Below are 21,646 nucleotides of genomic sequence, written 5' to 3' on the forward strand. Positions count from 1 at the left end.
GGGCGGCGCTTCGGGAGCCATCCCATGTGGACCTATTTCGCCGAATGGCTGCAATTCGGCGTGCGCTGGCTGCACGTCGTCACCGCGATCGCCTGGATCGGATCGTCCTTCTACTTCATCGCGCTGGACCTCGGCCTGCGCAAGCCGCGCGGCGCGCCGCTGGTGGGCGTCGGCGGCGAGGCGTGGCAGGTCCACGGCGGCGGCTTCTACCACATCCAGAAATACATGGTCGCGCCGCCGCACATGCCGGAGGACCTCACCTGGTTCAAGTGGGAGAGCTACTTCACCTGGCTGTCCGGCTTCGCGCTCCTGTTCCTGGTCTACTATATCGGCGCCGACCTCTACCTGATCGACCCGTCCGTCGCCGACCTGCCGGCCTGGGGCGCGTCGCTGATCGGCATCCTGGGCCTTGGCCTCGGCTGGGTGGTGTACGACGCCATCTGCAAGTCGCCGCTGAAGTCCAACGATTCGGCGCTGCTCGGCGTCCTGTTCGTCTACGTGGTGGCGGCGAGCTTCGTGTTCAGCCAGCTCTTCTCCGGGCGCGGCGCCATGCTGCACACGGGCGCCATGATCGCGACGATCATGACCGCCAACGTCGCCATGCTCATCATCCCCAACCAGAAGATCGTGGTGGCCGACCTCAAGGCCGGGCGCACGCCCGACCCGCGCCTCGGCGCGGCGGCGAAGCAGCGCTCGCTCCACAACAACTACCTGACGCTGCCTGTCATCTTCCTGATGCTCTCGAACCACTATCCGCTCGCCTTCGCGACGCAGTGGAACTGGGCGATCGCGGGTCTCGTGCTCCTGATCGGCGCCGTGGTGCGCCACTTCTTCAACACGATGCATCGCACGGGCCGGCAGCTCTGGTGGTGCTGGGCGGTGGCCGGCCTGCTGTTCGCCGCCGTGATCACCCTGTCGGGCGCGCCGGGCTGGCGGGCCGCGCCGGGCACCCAGGCCGAGCCGGCCGGGGCGAGCGAGGCCGGGCTCGACTTCGCGGCGGACCCGCAGGTGGCGCTCGCCCGCTCGCCGCTGTTCACCGAGGCCGAGAGCATCGTCCAGTCGCGCTGCTCCATGTGCCACGCCCGCGCGCCCCTTTGGCCGGGCATCGGCCACGCGCCCAAGGCGATCCTCCTGGAAACGGGGCGCGACATCGTTCTCAACGCCGCCCTGATCGACCGACAGGCGGTGCGGAGCCACGCCATGCCGCCCGGCAACGTCACCGGCCTCGAGCCGGAGGAGCGGCTGGCGTTGGCACGCTGGATCGAATCGGGCGACGGCACCTGGCGGCGCTGAAGGGCTGACACCATGACCGAGACATCGACGGCCGGTGGCACGCTGGCCATCCGCGCGCGCGTTCTGACCTACCACGCCCATCCGCTGATCCATGGCGTCGAGGGCTCGCACCGCTACATCGAAGACGGGCTCGTGGTGGTCCGCGACGGCCTGGTCGAGGCGGTGGGGGAGGCGGGCGAGCTGCTGGCGGGTCTCGACCCGCGCATGGCCGTCGCCGACCACCGGCCGCATCTCCTGGTGCCGGGCTTCATCGACCCGCATCTCCACATGCCGCAGACCCAGGTCATCGGCTCCTACGGCACGGAGCTGATGGAGTGGCTGGCGAAATACACCTTCCCCGAAGAGTCGCGCTACGGCGACCCGGCGGTGTCGAACGCGGCCGCACGCTTCCTGATGGCCGAGCTCCTGCGCAACGGCACCACCACGGCCGTCGCCTTCTGCACCTCCCATCCCCAGTCGGCGGACAGCTTCTTCGCGGAAGCGGACCGGCAGGGGCTGCGCATGGTGGGCGGCAAGGTGATGATGGACCGAAACGCCCCGGCCGCGCTGCTCGACACGCCGCAGCGCGGCTACGACGAATCCGCGGAGCTGATCCGCCGCTGGCACGGGCGGGGGCGCCTCGCCTTCGCGATCTCGCCGCGCTTCGCGCCGACCTCGACGGAGGCGCAGCTGGAGGCGGCGGGCGCCCTGGCGGCCGCCCATCCCGACCTGCACATCCAGACGCATCTTTCCGAGAACCAGGGCGAGATCGCCTTCGTGGCCGAGCTCTTCCCCTGGGCGCGGGACTACACCGCCGTCTACGAACGGTACGGCCTCGTGCGTCCGAAGGCGCTGTTCGGGCACTGCATCCACCTGTCGGAGCGCGAGCGCGGCGCGCTGGCGGAGGCGCAGGCGAGCGCCGTGTTCTGCCCGACCTCCAACCTCTTCCTCGGCTCGGGCCTGTTCGATCGGGACGCGGCGCTGGCCGCCGGCCTCAAGACCGGCATCGCCACCGACATCGGCGGCGGCACGTCCTATTCCATGCTCGCCACCGCCGCCGAGGGCTACAAGGTGCTGGCGCTGCGGGGCCAGAAGCTGCGCGGCCACGCGGCCTTCTACATGCTGACCGCCGGCAATGCCGAGGCGATCGGCATGGAGGACCGGATCGGCCGCGTGGCGCCCGGCTTCGAGGCCGACTTCGCCGTGCTCGACACGCACGCCACCCCGGCCCAGCGCCGGCGCGCGGAGCGGGTGGAGACGCTGGAGGAGGAGCTCTTCGTGCTGATGACCATGGGCGACGAGCGCAGCGTGGCGGCCACCTACGCCGCCGGGCGTCGGGTCCATGCGCGCGGCGGGACGGGCGACCTGCCGGCGCGGCTGGACCAGCCGCCGACGCGGCCTGCGCCCGGCGGCCCGTCGGCCGGCGAGGCGCAGGCGCGCTGACCGACCGTTCCGTCGTCGCCCTCGGTCACGAAGCGCTGACCCGGCGACGTTCGCCGACGGGTCGTATGGGTGGTTTGCAGAAGGTCCGCATCCAGGCAAGTTCCAGCGAAAGCGGACATGGTTGCGGAGTGTCCCGGAGGGCCGAGCGGACATGAGCAGCGGATCGAACCTCGACGGCTCCAGTGTTGAGAAGCCGAAGAAGAAACGATGGTGGCCTCGTGAGCGCCTTGCACAGTTCTTCTTCGTCATCTCCCTCGCACTGTGCGTACCCTTCATTGTCGAACACGCGTTCCAGTTCTTGCGGTCACGTCAGTTCCTAAGGCTGGCTGAGAAAGCGGCTGCTTACGAACCCTATGCCTATTTCTTGGGGAGCATCCTTGCTGTCAGTTTTACGTGGGGACTTTGGAAAAGCAGGGGCTTTGAGCACAACGAGGGGAAGTTCGAGTCAAAGTTCGGACAGGGCAAGTTCGTGCTCATCCTGCTGTTTACCCCTGGCATGGCCTTCTTCTCTGGATGGCTGATCGTCACCCTTTGGGTCCCGCTCGTGCTGCACCAGTTCGCAACAAAGACCCAGGTTGAGGTTCCGTTCAAAATCAAAGGTTTCGAGTTCGGTCGAAGCTGCCGCGGTGTGAGGGCAGTCCATCCGCGGTTTTATGACGACAAGCTATGCGGTGTGCAGCGCCGGGGTCACTCCACCGAATGGGAAGGGCGGACGATCGTCGTCATCGGCAAGCAGTCCTCGTACGGGCTATCGATGGAGCGCTATCGCTTCGAGGAGGCGTCATTTGTACAGCCTTCGGATGCCGCATCAACTCCCGCACCAGCACTTCCGGCCGATCGTATGGCTGAAATCAATCGGGTGTTTGCAAGTTGCGTCAAAGCCCCACACGACATTCCACGGCCCCTCGAGGTCCTCTTCAAGATCGTCATTGGCGCCAAGGGCGATGCCCCGTCTGTGAAAATCGCGTCGCTTCGCTCGCCATCTTCTCCAACATATCAGTTGGCTGCGGAGAGTATCGCTGCACGGCTCCAAGCGTGCCCGTCACTGGGCGGCGTCCCCCCAGGCAACTACTCGCTTCCCGTGGTTGTTGGGAGGTGATGTGCTTTCATAGCCATCATCGACCAAAAGTGTATGTCCGCTCTTGGAATTGGGATGCACGCGTTCCTAATGACGCGGATGGGTCGTCAGGAGCCCTCCATTCCTCTCCCGGCCTCGACGGCAACGAGGAGCAAGGCCGCGAACGCATCTGCGATGGTTGTCCTCGACGGCGCTCGGTGAAGCACCAGCGCAAGCGATCCGAGATCGGGAAGGGGAGCATCGTCGAGATGCAGCTCGCGCAGATCGGATGGGATCGCGTCCACGGTCCGCACCGTGACCCCGAGGCCGGCCCGGACGGCGGCCCAGACCCCGAGAAGGCTCGAAGTCAAGAACGCTTGACGCCAAGCGCGACCCGCCGCGTCGAGCGCCTCTGTCGCACGGTGCCGGAAGGCGCAGGGCGCATCGAAGGCGACGAGCGAGAGCGGGTCGCCATCCACGATGCGGTGGTCTGCTGCCGCGATCCAGGCAAGCCGCCGTTCACCTACGAGCTGGCCGTCGGGCTTGCCCATCTCCCCCCAGGTCAGGGCGAGATCCAACGCGCCAGCGCCGACCGCATCCGCCATCGCGGCGCCCCGGTCGACCCGGGCCTCGACACGGACCTTCGGGTGAGCACGCTGGAAGCGGGCCAGCAGTAGGGGGAGCCACGTCTCGGCGAAGTCCTGGGGCACGCCGACGCGCACCCAGCCCTCCAACCCCGCGAGACCGCCGAGAGCCAGCCTCGCCTCGTCGTTGAGATCGAGGATGCGGCGGGCGTAGCCCATCAGCATCTCGCCCGCTTCTGTCAGGACGAGGCCGCGACCTTGCTTGCGCACGAGCGGCTGTCCGATCTGGTCCTCGAGCTTGCGCAGGTGGAGACTGACGGCGGACGGGGAGCGCCCGAGCCGGTCGGCAGCCTTGGCGAAGCTGCCGAGATCGGTGCCGATGACGAAGGTCCGAAGCACGTCCATGTCGAGGTTGACGGGGCTGCGCACCATTCAGTTCTTCTCGAGCGTGGGTTTGAAACTACGCGATAGTCGCAACGATCGTGGGGCGGCATGATCCTCCCGTCAACCGGATCGGGAACAACCGCTATGCCCTTCGTTCATATCCGCATCGCCGGTGCGGAACCTCGACTAGAACAGATCGAAGCCCTTCAAGAAGGAGCGACGAAGCTCATGGCGAGCGTCATGCGCAAGAAGGCCGACCTAACGGCCGTCCTCGTCGAGACACACGACACGTTGCGCTGGAGCATCGGCGGTCAGCCGGTCTCCCGTGCTGCCCATCTCGACGTGAAGATCACAGCCGGTACCAACAGCGTGGACGAGAAGGTCGAGTTCGTTCGACAGGCGCATGATTTGCTCAGGAGCGCGCTCGGCGCCAATCTACCGCTCGCAACCTATATCGTGGTCGACGAGGTGTCAGCCGACGCTTGGGGATACGGAGGACTGACGCAGGAGGCTCGACGGGTAGCAGCTACCTGATCGCTAGCCCGACCTTAGGCGAACCGATCGCGGATGTCCGGTTCGGGGTCGATGCGATCCGCACGAGAGTGGCGTAGAAAGGCCGACACCGCCCGCGCGGCAGGCGGTCCTTCGCCCGAGGCCGGGGTGCGGCTCGCTTCCGCCGAAGGTGGGGCACGTCCCCGGATGGCGCTCGCAAGGTTTTGTCGCCGACGTCCGGCCTCCCGATCCATGAGCCCTGGCCTCCGGCGCCCGCTTCGGCCTATGCCTGATGCCGAACGGGGCGCGGCCCCGCAACGGAGAGGGTGACACATGCGTCTGGTCCGATTTGGCGAGCCCGGGGCCGAGAAGCCCGGGCTCATCGATGCCGAGAACCACCTGCGCGACCTTTCGGGCGAGATCGCCGACATCGCGGGCCCCGTCCTGTCGCGCGAGGGGTTGGAGAAGCTGCGCGCGCTGGACCCGAAGAGCCTGCCCAAGACCGACCCGAGCCACCGGCTCGGACCGCCCGTCGCGGGCACGCGCAATTTCGTGGCCGTCGGGCGCAACTACGCCGAGCACGCCGCCGAGACCGGCTCGGACGTGCCGCAGGAGCCGCTGCTCTTCAACAAGGCGGTGTCGTCCATCGCGGGCCCGCGCGACGGCGTGACGATCCCACGGGGCGCGACCAAGGTCGACTGGGAGGTCGAGGTCGCGCTGGTGATCGGCGAGCGCTGCCACCAGATCTCGAAGGCCGAGGCGATGGACTACGTCGCCGGCTTCTGCCTGTGCAACGACGTGTCCGAGCGCGCCTGGCAGAAGGATCGCGGCGGGCAGTGGCTGAAGGGCAAGAGCGCGCCGGGCTTCGGCCCGCTCGGGCCCTGGCTGGTGACACGCGACAAGATCCATGACCCGGCGGCCCTCGAACTCTGGCTCGACGTCAACGGGCAGCGCATGCAGACCGGCTCCACGGCCGACATGATCTTCGACTTCGCCACGATCGTCTCCTACGCGTCCGAATTCTTCGCGCTGGAGCCGGGCGACGTCGTCACCACGGGCACGCCGCACGGCGTCGGCGCGGGCATGAAGCCGCCGGTCTTCCTGAAGGCGGGCGACATCGTGACCCTCGGCAACGCGCAGCTCGGCGAGCAGCGCCAGGTCTTCTCCGCCTGAGGGGCGCGCGGGGCGGCCCTCGAGGCGCCCCGGCGAAGAATCGGCCCGTCAAAAGGGCCGGGCGCACTGGAACCGGCGCGCCCGGCCCCTATTCCTTCTGCGCGTCGGGGCGGCCGTTCGAGAGGGCCGTCCGGTTTCCCGACTGGCAGCAGGAAGGTCCGCCCATGTCCCAGGCCGAAACCGAATCGAAGCCGAAGAAGCGCGACGGCGCAGGCCGCAAGGCCGCTGCCGCGGCTTCGCTGGAGCGCCTGCAGCGCCTCGCCTCGGATCGCGTCGCCATCGAGGGCGTCGAGCCGGAGATCGACGGCGGGCGCTTCGCGGTCAAGCGCGCCGAGGGAGAGCCGCTCACCGTCACCGCCGACATCTTCTCCGACGGCCACGAGATCATCGCCGCCGCGCTGCTGACGCGCGGCGCGGACGAGGCGAACTGGCGCGAGACGCCGTTCGCCTTCATCTCGAACGACCGGTGGGGCGCGACCGTCGCCTTCGACACGCCGGGCCCCTACCGCTTCACGATCCTCGCCTGGCGCGACACGTTCGCGACCTGGGCCAGCGACACGCGCAAGAAGAAGGACGCCGGCGTCGACATCGCGCTGGAGCTGCGCGAGGGCGCGATCCTGCTCGACAAGGCCGCCGGCTCCGGTCGCGGCAGCAAGGAGCAGCAGAAGGCGCTGAAGGCCCTGCGCGAGCGCGTCGCCAAGCTGGCCGCCAAGGGCGACGGCGCGGCCGTCTACGCCGCCTTCGAGGAGGCGTCCACGATCGCCCTTCTTCGCGACGTGGGCCTTCGCGAGAACCTGTCGTCCTACGGCGCGGAAGTGCCCGTCTGGGTGGATCGCGAGCGGGCCGCGTTCTCCTCCTGGTACGAGCTGATGCCGCGCTCCCAGTCGGGCGATCCGAGCCGCCACGGCACGTTCGACGACGTGATCGCGCGCCTTCCCGACATCCGCGAGATGGGCTTCGACGTCCTCTACTTCCCGCCGATCCACCCGATCGGCCAGTCCAACCGCAAGGGCAAGAACAACAACGTCACCGCGAAGGACGGCGAGCCCGGCAGCCCCTATGCGATCGGCTCGCACGAGGGCGGCCACAAGGACCTCCACCCCGAGCTCGGCTCCTTCGCCGACTTCCAGCGGCTGGTCACCCGCGCGGCCGACCACGGGCTGGAGATCGCCATCGACTTCGCCATTCAGTGCTCGCCCGACCATCCCTGGATCAAGGCGCATCCGGAGTGGTTCGACTGGCGGCCCGACGGGTCCATCAAATACGCCGAGAACCCGCCGAAGAAGTACCAGGACATCGTCAACGTCGACTTCTACCGCGAAGGGGCGATCCCCTCGCTCTGGCGGGAGCTCCTCGACGTGGTCCTGTTCTGGCTCGACAAGGGCGTGCGCATCTTCCGCGTCGACAATCCGCACACCAAGCCCTTTCCCTTCTGGGAATGGCTGATCGCCGAGGTGCGGCAGGTGGATCCGGGCGCGGTGTTCCTGGCCGAGGCCTTCACGCGGCCCAAGCTCATGAAGCGTCTCGCCAAGGTCGGCTACAACCAGTCCTATTCCTACTTCACCTGGCGGAACCAGAAGTGGGAGCTGCGCGAGTACCTGACCGAGCTGACGCGCGAGGAATGCGCCGAGTTCATGCGGCCGAACTTCTTCGTCAACACGCCGGACATCAACCCGCTCTTCCTCCACACGAGCGGACGGCCGGGCTTCCGCATCCGCCTCGCGCTTGCGGCGACGCTCGCGGGCAACTACGGCGTCTATTCGGGCTTCGAGCTGTGCGAGTACGAGCCGCTGGTGACGGGCAAGGAGGAGTACAAGGACTCCGAGAAGTACGAGATCCGCGCCTTCGACTGGAAGCGCGAGGGCAATATCCGCGAGGACATTGCCTTCTTCAACCGCATCCGCCGCTCCGAGCCGGCGCTGCGCGACTTCCGCAACCTCGAGTTCCTGAACTTCTGGAACGACAACGTCCTCTACTACGCCAAGCGCACGGCTGACCGCTCTTCCTACATCCTCGTGATGGTGAGCCTCGACCCGCACAACGCGCAGGGCGGGCATTTCGAGGTGCCGCTCTGGGAACTCGGTCTTGGGGACGAGGATTCCGTCACCGTCGAGGACCTCGTGGACGACCGGCAGTTCGTCTGGACCGGGAAGATCCAGCATTGGTGGTTCCGCCCCGAGGAGCGGCCCTACGCCGTGTTCCGCATCTCGGCCTGACGCCGGCGTTCCGCGCGGCGAACGGTGAACCGCTTCGGCGGGCGAGATGAACCCATGGGAATCGAAAGGGCCAGCATGACCCACCCATCCACCCGGTCGGACGACGCCCCGCGCCCCGGCTTCGACCCGGCGTCGCTCGCGCCGGCCGCGCTGATCGAGTTCGCCGGCCGGCAGCGTTGGTTCGCCGGGCGCTCCGAGCGGATAGCCGGCGCCCGCATCGAGCCGGTCGGCCTGTCGATCGGCGGGGCGGAGCTCGGCGAGCTCGTGGTGCAGGTCGAGGGCGGCGAGCCGCAGCGATACTTCCTGCCGCTGAAGGCTGCGGCCGAGGGCGGGGCGGCCCATGGGCTCGACGCTGGCCCGGCCGCCGGGCTGCTGGCGGACGCGGCGCGCGATCCCGCCTTCTGCGCGGCGGTGGTGGCGGTCCTCGCCGACAGCGGCGGCGAAGCCGACGGCGCGCTGGTGGCGCGCCGCAGCCGCGCGGCCGCGGACCGCCTCCGAGCCGTGGCCGAGGTTCCCGCCGCCGAGATCAAGGTCCTGTCCGGCGAGCAGTCCAACACGTCCGTGGGCATCGGCCGGCTGGGGATCCTGAAGTTCTATCGCCGGCTGCGCGACGGCGAGCAGCCCGAGCTGGAGGTCACCGAGTTCCTGACCGAGCGGACCGGCTTCACCGGCGCGCCGGCCCTCTACGGCTCGCTGGAGCTGCGCCGTCCCGACGGCAGCCGGGCGGCGGTCGCCGCGCTGTTCGAGCGCGTGGCCAACCGTGGCGACGCCTGGGCCGTGGTCACCGACGATCTCGTCGCCGAACTCTCGGGCGGCGCGGCGCCGGCCGAGCGGTTCGACGCCGGTGGCACGCTCGGCCGGCGCACGGGCGAGATGCACGCGGGGCTCGCCACGCGCACCGGCGACGCGGCCTTCGACCCGGAGCCGCTGGACGCGGCGTCGCTCGAGCGGATCGTGGACGAGGCGCGCCACGAGGCGGGCGAGGCGCTGGACGTGCTGGCGCGCGAGGCGGAGCGAAGCCCCGAGCTGCGCGCCGAGATCGACCGCCTCCTGGCCGCGCGCGAGGCGATCGACGCATGGTTCGCCGGTTTCGAGAGCCTGGCGGGCGGGGGATGGCGCACGCGCATCCACGGCGACTACCATCTCGGCCAGGTCCTCGTCTCGGGTGAGGACGCGGTGATCCTCGATTTCGAAGGCGAGCCGGGACGGCCCCTGGCCGAGCGCCGGGCGAAGACCTCGCCGCTGCGCGACGTCGCCGGCATGCTGCGCTCCTTCGACTACGCCGCTTTCGCGGCGCGCGACCGGTTGGGCGCGGACGCGGGCGAGGTCGCTCGCGCGGCGTCCGACGCATGGCGCGACAGCACCGCGGCGGCGTTCCTCGACGCCTGGGAGGCGGCCAGCGGCGTGTCGCTGGTCGACGAGGCGAACCTTCGTCTCCTCGACCTCTTCCTGCTGCAGAAGGCCTTCTACGAACTGCGCTACGAGGCGGCGATGCGCCCCGCGTGGCTGTCCATCCCGCTTCGGGGCATCGTCTCTCTTCTCGAAAAGCGTCAGGTCATCCGATGAGCCAGACTGAAACGACACGTTCGCAGACCCGCTCCGGCATCGACCATGCGCTGCACGGCGACGAGGCGCAGGCCCTCGCGCTCGGGCGCCACGAGAACCCGTTCGCGGTTCTGGGGATCCACCGGACGGAAGGGGGCGCGGTGATCCGCGTCCTTCGCCCCGGCGCCGAGCGCGCCGAGGTGATCGACGCCGATGGCAAGGTGCTCGGTACGCTGGAGCGGGGCGAGGTCGATGGGCTCTTCACCGGCTTCCTCGCGGGCGAGGTGCCGGCGCACCGCTTCCGCTTCACCCACGGCGACGTGACCTGGGAGGAGGAGGACACCTACCGCTTCGGCACGATCCTCACCGATTTCGATGCCTATCTCCTGGCCGAGGGGCGGCACTACAAGCTCTACGAGAAGCTAGGCGCCCACCCGCGCGAGATGGACGGCGTGGCGGGCGTCGCCTTCGCCGTCTGGGCGCCGGACGCGCGGCGCGTTTCGGTGGTGGGCAACTTCAACGCCTGGGACGGCCGCCGCCACGTGATGCGCAAGCGGCTCGACACCGGCGTCTTCGAGATCTTCGTGCCCGGCCTGCGGCGCGGCGAGGTCTACAAGTACGAGATCATCGGCAAGCACGGCGAGGTCCTGCCGCTCAAGGCCGACCCGGTCGGCTTCCGTCAGGAACTCGCTCCGTCCACCGCCTCGATCGTGGACGGGCTGGTGGAGCACGAATGGTCCGACGACGCCTTCCGGGCCAAGCCCCAGGACTGGCAGGGCCGCGAGAAGCCGGTGTCGATCTACGAGGTGCATCTCGGCTCCTGGCGGCGCGGCGAGGGCGACACCTTTCTCGACTACGACGCGCTGGCCCGGGAACTGACGGCCTACGTCAAGGACATGGGCTTCACCCATGTGGAGTTCATGCCGGTCTCCGAACACCCGTTCTACGGCTCCTGGGGTTACCAGCCGATCGGCCTCTACGCGCCGACGGCGCGCTACGGCGACCCGGAAGGCTTCGCGCGCCTCGTCGACGCGCTGCACGGGGCCGACATCGGCGTGCTCCTCGACTGGGTGCCCGGCCACTTCCCGACCGACGTGCACGGGCTCGGCCGCTTCGACGGCACCGCGCTCTACGAGCATGCCGACCCGCGCCGCGGCTTCCACAAGGACTGGAACACGCTGATCTACGACTACGGGCGCACGGAGGTGAAGAACTACCTCGTCGCCAACGGCCTGTACTGGCTGGACCGGTTCCACGTCGACGGGCTGCGCGTCGATGCCGTCGCCTCGATGCTCTATCTCGACTATTCGCGCAACCACGGCGAATGGGAGCCCAACATCCACGGCGGGCGCGAGAACCTGGAGGCCATGGCCTTCCTGAAGGAGACCAACGAGCAGGTCGGCGGGCAGTATCCCAACGCCTCGACCCATGCCGAGGAGTCCACCGCCTTTCCGGACGTGTCGCGCCCGACCTATGCCGGCGGCCTCGGTTTCCACTTCAAATGGAACATGGGCTGGATGCACGACACCCTGCATTTCATGCAGGAGGACCCGATCAACCGCAAATACCACATGCACCACATGACCTTCGGCATGGTGTACGCGTATTCGGAGAACTTCGTCCTGCCGCTCAGCCACGACGAGGTGGTCTACGGAAAGGGCTCGATCCTCGGCAAGATGCCGGGCGACCGCTGGCAGAAGTTCGCCAACCTGCGCGCCTACTACGGCTTCATGTGGACCCACCCGGGCAAGAAGCTGCTCTTCATGGGCGGCGAGTTCGGGCAGTCGGCCGAGTGGAACCACGACCAGTCGCTGGACTGGCACCTTCTCCAGCATCGCGAACACGAGGGCGTCCAGCGGCTGATCCGCGACCTCAACACCCTGTATCGCGGCGTGCCGGCGCTCTACGAGAACGACTGCGACCCGCAAGGTTTCGAGTGGGTGGACACGTCCAACGCCGACCAGTCGATCCTCAGCTTCCTGCGCAAGGACAAGCACGGCGGCGCGGCGCTGGTGGTCTGCAACTTCACGCCGAACGTCCACCACGACTACCGGATCGGCGTGCCGCACGGCGGTTTCTGGGCCGAGGCGCTGAACACGGATGCCGAGATCTACGGCGGGTCGAACGTCGGCAACATGGGCGGCAAGGAGGCGGAGGAGATCCACGCCAACGGTCGGCCGTTCTCGGTGGCGTTGAGCCTGCCGCCGCTTTCCACCGTGGTGCTGGTGCCCTCGGCGCGGTGAGGGCTCAGGCGGCGAGCGTCTCCGGCTCGACCCGGTTCCGGCCGAGCCGCTTGGCCCGGTAGAGCGCGCGGTCGGCGGCGGCCATGGTGGCCTCCAGGTCGCGGTCCTTGCTGGATGCGACGCCCACGCTCACCGTCACCGCGACCGCCTGCGTGGACACGCCGGCGGCTTCGCGGAAGCGGCAGCGCAGGCGATCCGCCAGCCGCTCGCCCTCGCGCAGGTCGCAGAAGGGGACGAAAGCGGCGAATTCCTCGCCGCCGAGCCGCCCGATCACGGCGTTGGGCTTCATCTCGCTTTCCGCCACCTGGGCGAAGAGGCGCAGGATCTCGTCGCCGGTCTGGTGGCCGAACGTGTCGTTGACGGCCTTGAAGTGATCGAGGTCGAAAACGAGAAGGACACCCGCCGGGCCGTCCGGCGTGATCCGCTCCCCGGCCTGCTGGGTGAAGCTGCGCCGGTTGGCGAGGCCGGTGAGGAAGTCGGTCTGCGCGGCGACGATCAGGCGGTTCTCGCCCTCGTCGCGCACCATGGCGAGAAGCGTGATCGGGGCGGCTACGGCGTAGAGCACGCCTTCACCCATGGTGAGCACGGACAGGACCTGGAGCGCGAAGGCGTCCGTCGCCGGATCGAGAAGCGGCATGGCGATCACGCGCCCCATGTAGACCATGCCGTGGATCACGAAGATCGCGATGGCGATGGGCCGCGAGCGCAGGGAAGCGAGCGAAGGGGAGAGGAGCGCCGCGACGCCCGCGAACTGGATGCAGGCGATCACCAGCGCGGCCATCGCGTGCCACAGGGGAAGCGGCAGGTCGGGGCCGGCCCAGAGCCACAGCACGATGCCGCAGGCGATGGGGCCGAGCGGCGCGCGCACCGGCTGCCCGCCGATGGCCGAGATGCCGGCGACCATCAGCCCGTATCCGACGAAGATCAGGACGTTCGACAATCCCGCGCCCAGCACCGGCGGCAGCTCCGCGCGCCAGACCACGAGCATGGAGCCAGCCAGCAACGCGACATAGGCGAGCGACCAGATGCGCAGGACCTTCTGGTGGCGCAGGTTGAACAGGCTTTCCCCGAAGGCCATGGCGCTCGCCACGCCCAGCACCGCTGCGCAGAGAACGTATATCGTGAAGAGGTCGATCTGCATGAGGCACCGTCTTGAGGTGCCGCGACCCTGGACCCGGAGGAACGAAGGATTCCTTACAAGGTTCGCGCGATCTCGGTGCAGACGGGAGCTGTCGTTAACAATCTCGTACCGCCTCGGCGACCGGCACCATGTCCACCGTGTGGCGGTGCTTCTGGGGGCCCGCCGTGATCAGCGCGCCGTCGATCGGTGCGACGTCTGCATAGTCGCGCCCGAGCGCGACCAGGACGTGGTCGTCGCCCGCAAGGCACCCGTTGGTCGGGTCGAAGCCGATCCAGCCCCCGTCGGGGCCGGTCCAGGCTTCCACCCAGGCATGCATGGCGTCGGCGCCCTCCAGCCTCGGCCGGCCGGGGGGCGGCTCGGTGCGCAGGAAGCCGCTGGCATAGGCGGCCGGGATGCCGCAGCCGCGAAGGCCGGCGATCATCATGTGGGAGAAATCCTGGCAGACGCCGCGCCGCATGGCGAAGGTCTCCTCGACCCGTGTCGCCACCGACGAGACGCCGGCTTGGAAGCGGAACTCGGATCGGATGCGGCGGGCGAGGGCCAGCAGCCCGAGGCCGATGGAAGAGGCCTCGTCCAGCGTCTGCGCCGCCCAGGCGGCGATCGCGGGCGAGGGGGCGACGAGCTGGCCGGCGCCGCCGAAGTGGATCGGGCTGTCGCCCTCGCTGTCGCGCGTCTCGCCGGCGAGGCGCCGGACCACGGCGGGCGGCGGCGTCTCGACGAGGTTCGGCGTCGGTCGATCCACCCGAACGCGTGTCGTGAGGCCGACGCGCAGGGCGTCGTGGGCGCGGGGGATCAGGAGATGCGCGGTTCGGTTGCCGAAGAAGTCGTCCTCGCCCTGCATCTCGCCCGGCGACGGCTCGACGGCGAGGCGCCGCGACAGGACGCGTTGCCCGCGGTCCTCGCGCGGCTCGACGCGCAGGATATGGCGGGCGTCCTTTACGAAGCTCGGATAGTGATAGGAGATCAGGAGACGGATGTCGTAGAGCACGGGGGGCCTATTCGCTGCCGAAACGCTCGATGGACCCTTCGGGCGCCACGGCGAAGTAGCGTTCCGACAGGAGGTCGGAGATGTCGCGCAGGTCGGCCGCCACGCGGTACAGGAAGGCCGGCGTCACCTCGGCGGGAACGGCGGTCTCGAGCCGGACGTTGAGGCGCGCGATCCGGCGCGCCGCGCTGTCGAGGCTTTCGCCTGCGTGGATGCCCGGCAGGTCCGCCATGGTGCGGCGGGCGGCGGCGACCTGATAGGCGACGGAGCGCGGGTTGAGAGGATCGAGGAGACATAGGTCGAGCACGCTCTCGGCCTGAAGTTCGACCGAGAAGCGGCGTCGGTAGGTGAGGCGGCTGTCGGTGAACTCCAGCAGCGCCTCGAAGACGCCTCCGCCGCCGGCCGCCAGGAATTCGGCGCAGGCCGAGGCGGTCGCCTCGCCGCGCTCGATCCGGCGTCCGCACTGAAGGAAGCGCCAGCCGGCGAACTGGTACATGTTCTCCTCGACCAGGCCCGAAAAGCCGGCAAGGCGCGTCAGGAGGCGGCCGGCCAGGGCCGCGTGGTCGGCATGCGCGCTGTCGCGGCGCGCCTCGTCCAGAAGCTCCACCACCTCGGCGAGGGCCCGCCAGGCGTCCGGCGAGAAGCGGTCGCGGATGCGCGAGGCGATGTCGAGCGCCGCGCGGGCGACGCGGTGCAGCCCGGCGAGCGGGGCGGCGGCCCCCACGCCGGAGCGCGTCAGGATCGCGCGGCGCGCGGCGTCCACCCCCGTCTCACGCTCCTCGCCGCCGCGTTCCAGCGCGGCGCGCCAGAGGCGGATCGCCACCTCCGTGCGCTCGGCGTTCCGCCCGAGCCAGAACAGGTTGTCGGCCGCACGGGCCGGCAGCGATCCCGGGAGGCGGCGGCGGAACTCCCGGCCGGACGCCAGAAGCGTGATCGGCGCGTCCGGCTCGTCGCCCGGTATCCACACGTCCACCGATCGCCCGCCCGCCCCGATCGCCGGCATCGCGTCGCCGGGCGCGCGGGAAGCGCGGGCGAAGCCGCCCGGCATGACCTCCCAGCCGCCCGGCGCGCGGGCCAGGAACACCCGCAGCGTCACGGGGCGGGCCTCCAGACGGCCGTCGACGTCCAGGGGTGCGCAGGACAGGGGTGAGGCGCGGCGCGCCACGAGATGCACGGCCTGGTCCGGCACGGGCGGAAGCGCGATCTCGCCCGGCGCGCGCGCGGGCTGGCCCGGAAAGGCGGGGCCGATCTGCCATCCACCGCCCGCGGCGGCCTCGGCGTGGCCGTCCGCATCGGCGCACCACAGGGTGTCCACCGAGCGCAGCGCCAGCGGCTCGCCGATCAGCCGCTCGGCCATGGCCGCCTCGAAGGCCGCGAAGGCGGGCGTCTCCAGGATGCCGGAGCCCAGCGCGTTGACGAGTTCCAGCCGGCCGGCGCGCACGGCGCGCAGGAGGCCCGGCGTGCCGATGCGCGATTGCGAGAACAACTCCAGCGGATCGGCATAGTCCGCGTCGAGGCGCCGCCAGAGGACGCCCACCGGGCGCAAGCCGTCCACGGTGCGCAGCTTGGTCTCGTCGCCCTGCACCACCAGGTCGCCGCCTTCCAGGAGATGGAAGCCGAGATAGCGCGCGAGATAGGCGTGCTCGAAATAGGTCTCGTTGAACGGACCGGGCGTCAGCAGGCCGACGCGCGCCCCTTCCTGGTCGTTCAGCTCCTCCAGCGTCTCGCGGAAGCGCGCGAAGAACCCGGCCAGCCGGCGCACGTGGAGCTGGCGGGCGAGGTCGGGCAGGGCGCGGGACGTGGCGACGCGGTTCTCCAGGGCGAATCCGGCGCCGGATGGGGCCTGCGCCCGGTCTCCGAGGACTCGCCATGCGCCGTCCGGGCCGCGACCGAGATCCACCGCGATGAAGCGGATCAGCGGCCTGCCGGCAAGGCCCTGCCGGGCCAGCGGACGCAGGAACTCGGGGTTCTGGCCGAGCAGGCGACCGGGCAGGACGCCCTCCCGCACCAGTCGGCGCGCGCCGTAGAGATCGGCCAGCAGGCGTTCCAGGTAGCCCGCCCGCTGCACCAGCGCCGCCTCGAGCGAACGCCACTCCTCCGGGTCGATCACCAGCGGCGGGAAGCCGAGCGGCCAGAGCCGGGCGCCCCCGTCCTCGCCGGCCCGGTAGTAGACGCCGGCCTCGCGCAGATACTGCTCGGCCGCCCCGAAACGGGACGCGCGCTCGGCCTCCGAGAGGGCGCCGAGAGCGGCCAGCACGGGACGGTAGACCGGGCGCACGCTGCCGTCGGGCGCGATCATCTCGTCGTATGCGCCGGCGACCGGCCGGCGCGACGGCAGGTCGCCGGGCGGGCTGCCCTGCGACTGCGACTGCCGTTGGGACGGGTCAGAGCGCAAGGAAGGCCGGCCGTCGAAGGTCGAGCGTGGTCGGGAAGCTCGGGTCGGCGATCTCGGCGGCCGGGCGGAAGGCGCCCGGCGTGTGGCCGATGTCCCCGAAGCGGGCGAGACGGCGCGCCTCCGCCTCGTAGGCGTTGACGGGGAAGGTGTCGTAGCTGCGCCCGCCCGGATGGGCGACGTGGTAGACGCAGCCGCCGAGCGAGCGTCCCGACCAGCGGTCGAAGATGTCGAAGGTCAAAGGCGCGTGGACCGGGATGGTGGGGTGAAGGCCCGAGGCGGGCTGCCAGGCCTTGAAGCGCACGCCGCCCACCGCCGAGCCCGCGTCCATGCCGGGCGCCAGCGGCACCGGACGGCGGTTGCAGGTCACGATGTGGCGGGCCGGGTCGAAGCCGGTCACCTTGACCTGAAGTCGCTCCACGGAGGAATCCACGAAGCGCACCGTGCCGCCGATCGCGCCCGTCTCGCCCATGACGTGCCAAGGCTCCAGGGCCTGGCGCAGCTCCAGCGAAACGCCGGCGCGCTCGACCTTGCCGCAGAACGGGAAGCGGAACTCCCACTGCGCCTCGAACCATTCGGAGCGCACGGGGTAGCCCTGGTCACCGAGCTCGGCCAGCACCGCCAGGAAGTCCTGCCAGATGAACTCGGGCAGCATGAACCGGTCGTGGAGCTGCGTGCCCCAGCGCGCGAAGCGGCCGGACAGCGGCCGGCGCCAGAAGGCCGCGATCATCGCGCGGATCAGGAGCTGCTGGGCGAGGCTCATGCGCGCGTCCGGCGGCATCTCGAAGCCCCGGAACTCCACAAGGCCGAGCCGGCCGGTCGGCCCGTCCGGCGAATACAGCTTGTCGATGCAGATTTCCGACCGGTGGGTGTTGCCCGTCACGTCCACCAGGAGGTTGCGGAACAGCCGGTCCACCAGCCAGGGCGGCGGCGGCGCGCCCTCGCCCGGGCCGGGCACCTGCGCCATGGCGATCTCCAGCTCGTAGAGCTGGTCGTGACGCGCCTCGTCGATGCGGGGCGCCTGGCTTGTGGGGCCGACGAACAGGCCGGAGAACAGGTAGGACAGCGAAGGATGGCGCTGCCAGTGCAGCACCAGCGACTTCAGGAGGTCGGGTCGGCGCAGGAAGGGTGAATCGACCGGGGTCGCGCCGCCCACCACGACATGGTTGCCGCCGCCGGTGCCGGCATGCCGGCCGTCCACCATGAACTTGTCGGTGCCGAGCCGCGACTGGCGGGCGGCCTCGTAGACCTCGGTGGTGATCTCGACCGCTTCCGCCCAGGACCGGGCGGGGTGGACGTTGACCTCGATCACGCCCGGATCGGGCGCGACGCGCACCACGTCGAGGCGCGGGTCGAAGGACGGCGGATAGCCCTCGATGCGCACCGGCTGGCCGAGCCGCGCTGCCGCGTCCTCCACGGCGGCCAGGAGGTCGAGATAGGCTTCCGCGGTTTCCAGCGGCGGCATGAACACGTGGAGGATGCCCCCGCGCGGCTCCACCGCGAGGGCGGTGCGCACCGCGCCGCCGATCTCCGCCTCGGCGCCCGGCTCGGGCGGGGTCCAGGCGCGCGGGTCCGGCTTCTCGATCCGCTCCTGCGCCTGGCCGAGAGCCTCAGGTTCGGGCAGGGGCGGGAACGGCTGCTGCGGGTCGGCCGGATGGGTGTAGGGATAGCGGGTGGGCGGCAGGTGCGCGAGGGACGCCAGCGGCAGCCGATAGCCCATGGCGCTGTCGCCGGGCACCAGGAAGACCTGGCCGCGCCGCGTCGTCCAACGCTCCGACATCCAGCGCGAGGGCATGGCCTGCCAGGCCTGGACGGGCAGCACCACGCCCACCGGCCGCCCGAGGCCGCGATCGAACACCTTGGCGATGCGCGAGCGCTCCTCCGCGTCCTCGAGGCGCGAGTCGCCCGGCGTCACGTTCTCGGGCAGCTTCGCCTCGCGAGCGAGCCAATAGGACGGGTCCTCGAAGGTGCGCTGGGCGTTGTCCGGGTCCACCGCGAGCCGCTCGGCAACGTCCCGGACCAGCGTCTCGGCCGCCTCCACACTCGCCACGGCGGGCGGCGCCGCGTCGGAGGCGAGCAGGGCCGGGTCGCGCCAGATCGGCTTGCCGTCGCGGCGCCAGTAGATCGAATAGGTCCAGCGCGGCAGCGTCTCGCCCGGATACCACTTGCCCTGGCCGTGATGCAGGAAGCCGCCCGGGGCGAAGCGCGCCTGGAGGCGACGCAGCAGGCCGTCGGCGAGACCCGCCTTCTGCGGCCCGGTGGCGTCGGCGTTCCACTCGCCGCTCTCGAAGTCGTCGATCGACACGAAGGTCGGCTCGCCGCCCATGGTGAGACGGACGTCCATGGAATCGAGATCGGCGTCCACCTGGCGGCCGAGGGCGTCGAGCGCCTGCCAGCTCTCGTCCGAGAACGGCATGGACACGCGCGGCGCTTCCGACACGCGCGTCACCGCCATGTCGAAGTCGAACTCGACCTCGGCGGCGTCGACGCCGCCGACGATCGGCGCGGCGGAGCGGTAGTGCGGGGTGGCGGCGAGGGGCACGTGGCTTTCGCCGGTCATCAGGCCGGAGGTCGGGTCGAAGCCGATCCAGCCCGCGCCCGGCACGTAGACCTCGACCCAGGCATGCAGGTCGCAGAAGTCGTGAGCGGTGCCGGCCGGCCCGTCGAGCGCCACGATGTCGGGCTTGAGTTGGATCAGGTAGCCCGACACGAAGCGCGCGGCGAGGCCGAGATGGCGGCAGGCCTGCACCAGAAGCCAGGACGAGTCGCGGCAGGAGCCGGACGCCTTCTCCAGCGTCTGTTCCGGCGTCTGGACGCCCGGCTCCATGCGGATCGTGTAGTCGATCGCCGCTTCCACCTTGCGGTTCAGCGCCACCAGGAAGTCGATGCTGCGCGCCGGCGACCGGTCCACCCCGTGCAGGAAGGCCTGGAGCAGGGGCCCCGCCGGCTCGGCCTGCAGATAGGGCTTCAGGTCGACCGCCAGATCCTCGCCATAGGCGAAGGGATAGGTCTCGGCCGTCTCCTCCACGAAGAAGTCGAACGGGTTGTAGACCGTCATGTCGGCCAGGAGGTCGACCTCGATGCGCAGCTCGCGCGCCTTTTCGGGGAAGACGACCCGCGCCAGCCAGTTGCCGAACGGGTCCTGCTGCCAGTTGATGAAGTGCTCGGCCGGTTCGATCCGCAGCGCATAGGCGGGAACGCGGGTGCGCGAGTGCGGGGCGGGCCGAAGCCGGATCGTCTGGGGACCGAGGCTGACCGGCCTGTCGTATCGGTAATGGGTCAGGTGACGGAGCGCTGCGAGGATCGGCATCGGTTCCCGGGCAAACAGTTGGACTCAAGGCGTTCGCAGTCTACGCGCAAAGGCCGGGACACTGGAACTGTTGCAATGCGGCAGCGAGCGATTTCGGCCGCGAAACGGGTGATTCGCCGGCGGGAACCCTTTGTGCGCGACCGAGTTACCGCGCCGAACCCGCCCCCCCGGCCGGCGGTTACCGAGAGGGATTCCCGATGAAGCTGTTCTCCTGTCCGTCCTGCGACCAAGTCGTCTTCTTCAACAACGTCCTGTGCGAGCGGTGCGGCCACGCGCTCGGCTACGAGCCGCGCTCCAACCGCGTTCTGGCTCTGGAGCCCACGGGTACGGACTTCGTCTCGGTCGGGCGCGGCAGCGACGGATCGCACTGGCGCTATTGCGACAACTACCAGTACGGCGTCTGCAACTGGCTCGTCCCCGCCGACAGCCCCGAGATCCTGTGCCTGGCGGACCGGCACAACCTGATGGTGCCCGACCTGTCGAACCCGGAGAACCAGGTGCTGTGGGGGAAGATGGAGGCGGCCAAGCACCGGCTGTTCTACACGCTGCTGCGCCTGCGGCTGCCGCTCTACACGCGCGACGAGCACCCGGAGGGCCTCGGCTTCCGTTTCCTGGCCGACGACCCTTCGAGCGGCGAGAAGGTGATGACCGGCCACGACCAGGGCGTCATCACCGTGGCGCTGGCCGAGGCGGACGATTCCGAGCGCGAGGCGCGCCGCACCGCGATGGGCGAGCCGTACCGCACCCTGCTCGGCCATTTCCGCCACGAGGTCGGCCACTGGTACTGGGACATCCTGGTGCGCGACGGCGGGGCGCTGGACGCCTGCCGCGCGGTGTTCGGCGACGACAGCCGGGACTACGGCGAGGCGCTCCAAACGCACTATGCCAACGGCCCGAAGCCGAACTGGCAGGAGGAATACGTCTCCTCCTACGCTGCGGTGCATCCCTGGGAGGACTTCGCCGAGACCTGGGCGCACTACCTCCACATCGTGGATTCGCTGGAGGTCGCCGGTTCCTGGGGCATGACCATCCATCCGCGTCTCGACCGCGACGGCATCCTCACCACCGATCTCGACTTCAAGGTCTTCGACGACGAGACCACGATCGAGCAGATCAACGAGGGATGGCTCGCCGTCAGCCAGGCGCTGAACTCGATGAACCGCGCCATGGGACTGCAGGACCTCTATCCCTTCGTCCTGTCGCCGACCGTGGTGGGCAAGCTCGGCTTCATCCACGATCTCGTCCATGGCCGGATCGGCAACGCCGCCCGCCCGGCCGAGCGGGCGGCCCCCGTCGTCCCGGCGGTGGCGGGCGCCGAGACGTCGGCCCAGCAGCCCGCCGCGGCCTGAGAGCGCCGGCGGGCGCCCGCCCGCCATGCCGCCCTGCAATAAACCGCCGTCCGGCCCCTG

At 70.0% G+C, this 21,646-nt stretch carries 14 protein-coding genes; 9 read left to right on the plus strand and 5 right to left on the minus strand.

What is annotated here, in order from left to right; genetic code table 11:
• Positions 1-24 precede the first annotated feature (24 nt).
• The 3 genes from D3218_RS12610 (at position 25) to D3218_RS19495 (ending at position 3,814) form a co-directional block, all read left to right on the plus strand.
• A complete protein-coding gene (locus D3218_RS12610) occupies positions 25-1,293 on the plus strand; it encodes a urate hydroxylase PuuD (protein WP_119540440.1) in 1,269 nt (422 codons plus the stop codon).
• Positions 1,294-1,305: 12 nt separating this feature from the next.
• On the plus strand, positions 1,306-2,715 hold the full coding sequence (gene guaD / locus D3218_RS12615) for a guanine deaminase (RefSeq protein ID WP_119540441.1): 1,410 nt from the start codon (positions 1,306-1,308) through the stop codon (positions 2,713-2,715).
• Between the two features lie 151 nt (positions 2,716-2,866).
• Complete coding sequence (locus D3218_RS19495; RefSeq protein ID WP_136625088.1) at positions 2,867-3,814, plus strand: hypothetical protein; 948 nt, start codon at positions 2,867-2,869, stop codon at positions 3,812-3,814.
• Positions 3,815-3,900: 86 nt separating this feature from the next.
• Here D3218_RS19495 and D3218_RS12620 read toward each other — a convergent pair whose 3' ends face one another.
• Positions 3,901-4,788, minus strand: a complete 888-nt coding sequence (locus tag D3218_RS12620) for a LysR substrate-binding domain-containing protein (protein WP_168990504.1) — start codon at positions 4,786-4,788, stop codon at positions 3,901-3,903.
• A 96-nt stretch (positions 4,789-4,884) separates the two neighbouring features.
• Here D3218_RS12620 and D3218_RS12625 point away from each other — a divergent pair, with 96 nt between their 5' ends.
• The 5 genes from D3218_RS12625 (at position 4,885) to glgB (ending at position 12,409) form a co-directional block, all read left to right on the plus strand.
• Entirely contained in the window at positions 4,885-5,274 is a 390-nt protein-coding gene (locus D3218_RS12625; protein ID WP_119540442.1) for a tautomerase family protein, read from the plus strand.
• Between the two features lie 291 nt (positions 5,275-5,565).
• On the plus strand, positions 5,566-6,405 hold the full coding sequence (locus tag D3218_RS12630) for a fumarylacetoacetate hydrolase family protein (RefSeq protein WP_119540443.1): 840 nt from the start codon (positions 5,566-5,568) through the stop codon (positions 6,403-6,405).
• A gap of 164 nt (positions 6,406-6,569) precedes the next feature.
• Positions 6,570-8,621, plus strand: coding sequence for an alpha-1,4-glucan--maltose-1-phosphate maltosyltransferase (locus D3218_RS12635; RefSeq protein WP_119540444.1), 2,052 nt, complete (start codon positions 6,570-6,572; stop codon positions 8,619-8,621).
• Positions 8,622-8,696: 75 nt separating this feature from the next.
• Complete coding sequence (locus tag D3218_RS12640; protein ID WP_119540445.1) at positions 8,697-10,187, plus strand: maltokinase N-terminal cap-like domain-containing protein; 1,491 nt, start codon at positions 8,697-8,699, stop codon at positions 10,185-10,187.
• Positions 10,184-12,409: a 1,4-alpha-glucan branching protein GlgB gene (gene glgB, locus D3218_RS12645; protein ID WP_119540446.1), complete on the plus strand. Its 2,226-nt coding sequence runs from the start codon at positions 10,184-10,186 to the stop codon at positions 12,407-12,409. Before D3218_RS12640 ends, glgB begins: the two co-directional genes overlap by 4 nt.
• Positions 12,410-12,413: 4 nt before the next feature.
• On the opposite strand, the gene D3218_RS12650 is transcribed toward glgB, so the two are convergent.
• From D3218_RS12650 to D3218_RS12665, 4 genes are all read right to left on the minus strand, one after another.
• The gene (locus D3218_RS12650; protein WP_119540447.1) at positions 12,414-13,550 is read right to left on the minus strand and encodes a GGDEF domain-containing protein; all 1,137 of its coding nucleotides are present in this window, start codon (positions 13,548-13,550) and stop codon (positions 12,414-12,416) included.
• A 94-nt stretch (positions 13,551-13,644) separates the two neighbouring features.
• Positions 13,645-14,538 carry a transglutaminase family protein gene (locus D3218_RS12655; RefSeq protein WP_119540448.1) on the minus strand — a complete coding sequence of 298 codons (894 nt, stop codon included), beginning with the start codon at positions 14,536-14,538 and terminating at the stop codon, positions 13,645-13,647.
• A 7-nt stretch (positions 14,539-14,545) separates the two neighbouring features.
• A complete protein-coding gene (locus D3218_RS12660) occupies positions 14,546-16,930 on the minus strand; it encodes a circularly permuted type 2 ATP-grasp protein (protein ID WP_245415034.1) in 2,385 nt (794 codons plus the stop codon).
• The gene (locus D3218_RS12665) at positions 16,920-20,237 is read right to left on the minus strand and encodes a transglutaminase family protein (protein ID WP_119540450.1); all 3,318 of its coding nucleotides are present in this window, start codon (positions 20,235-20,237) and stop codon (positions 16,920-16,922) included. The genes D3218_RS12660 and D3218_RS12665 overlap by 11 nt, the downstream gene beginning before the upstream one ends.
• A 197-nt stretch (positions 20,238-20,434) precedes the next feature.
• Here D3218_RS12665 and D3218_RS12670 point away from each other — a divergent pair, with 197 nt between their 5' ends.
• A complete protein-coding gene (locus D3218_RS12670) occupies positions 20,435-21,586 on the plus strand; it encodes a zinc-binding metallopeptidase family protein (RefSeq protein ID WP_119540451.1) in 1,152 nt (383 codons plus the stop codon).
• Positions 21,587-21,646 lie beyond the last annotated feature (60 nt).

This window comes from Aureimonas flava (assembly GCF_003583935.1).
GTDB lineage: Bacteria > Pseudomonadota > Alphaproteobacteria > Rhizobiales > Rhizobiaceae > Aureimonas > Aureimonas flava.

Excerpts from the sequence above, each read along its gene's own strand:
- D3218_RS12610 (WP_119540440.1), top strand. The coding sequence starts at position 25 with ATGTGGACCTATTTCGCCGAATGGCTGCAATTCGGCGTGCGCTGGCTG.
- guaD (WP_119540441.1), top strand. The coding sequence starts at position 1,306 with ATGACCGAGACATCGACGGCCGGTGGCACGCTGGCCATCCGCGCGCGC.
- D3218_RS19495 (WP_136625088.1), top strand. The coding sequence starts at position 2,867 with ATGAGCAGCGGATCGAACCTCGACGGCTCCAGTGTTGAGAAGCCGAAG.
- D3218_RS12620 (WP_168990504.1), bottom strand. The coding sequence starts at position 4,788 with ATGGTGCGCAGCCCCGTCAACCTCGACATGGACGTGCTTCGGACCTTC.
- D3218_RS12625 (WP_119540442.1), top strand. The coding sequence starts at position 4,885 with ATGCCCTTCGTTCATATCCGCATCGCCGGTGCGGAACCTCGACTAGAA.
- D3218_RS12630 (WP_119540443.1), top strand. The coding sequence starts at position 5,566 with ATGCGTCTGGTCCGATTTGGCGAGCCCGGGGCCGAGAAGCCCGGGCTC.
- D3218_RS12635 (WP_119540444.1), top strand. The coding sequence starts at position 6,570 with ATGTCCCAGGCCGAAACCGAATCGAAGCCGAAGAAGCGCGACGGCGCA.
- D3218_RS12640 (WP_119540445.1), top strand. The coding sequence starts at position 8,697 with ATGACCCACCCATCCACCCGGTCGGACGACGCCCCGCGCCCCGGCTTC.
- glgB (WP_119540446.1), top strand. The coding sequence starts at position 10,184 with ATGAGCCAGACTGAAACGACACGTTCGCAGACCCGCTCCGGCATCGAC.
- D3218_RS12650 (WP_119540447.1), bottom strand. The coding sequence starts at position 13,550 with ATGCAGATCGACCTCTTCACGATATACGTTCTCTGCGCAGCGGTGCTG.
- D3218_RS12665 (WP_119540450.1), bottom strand. The coding sequence starts at position 20,237 with ATGCCGATCCTCGCAGCGCTCCGTCACCTGACCCATTACCGATACGAC.
- D3218_RS12670 (WP_119540451.1), top strand. The coding sequence starts at position 20,435 with ATGAAGCTGTTCTCCTGTCCGTCCTGCGACCAAGTCGTCTTCTTCAAC.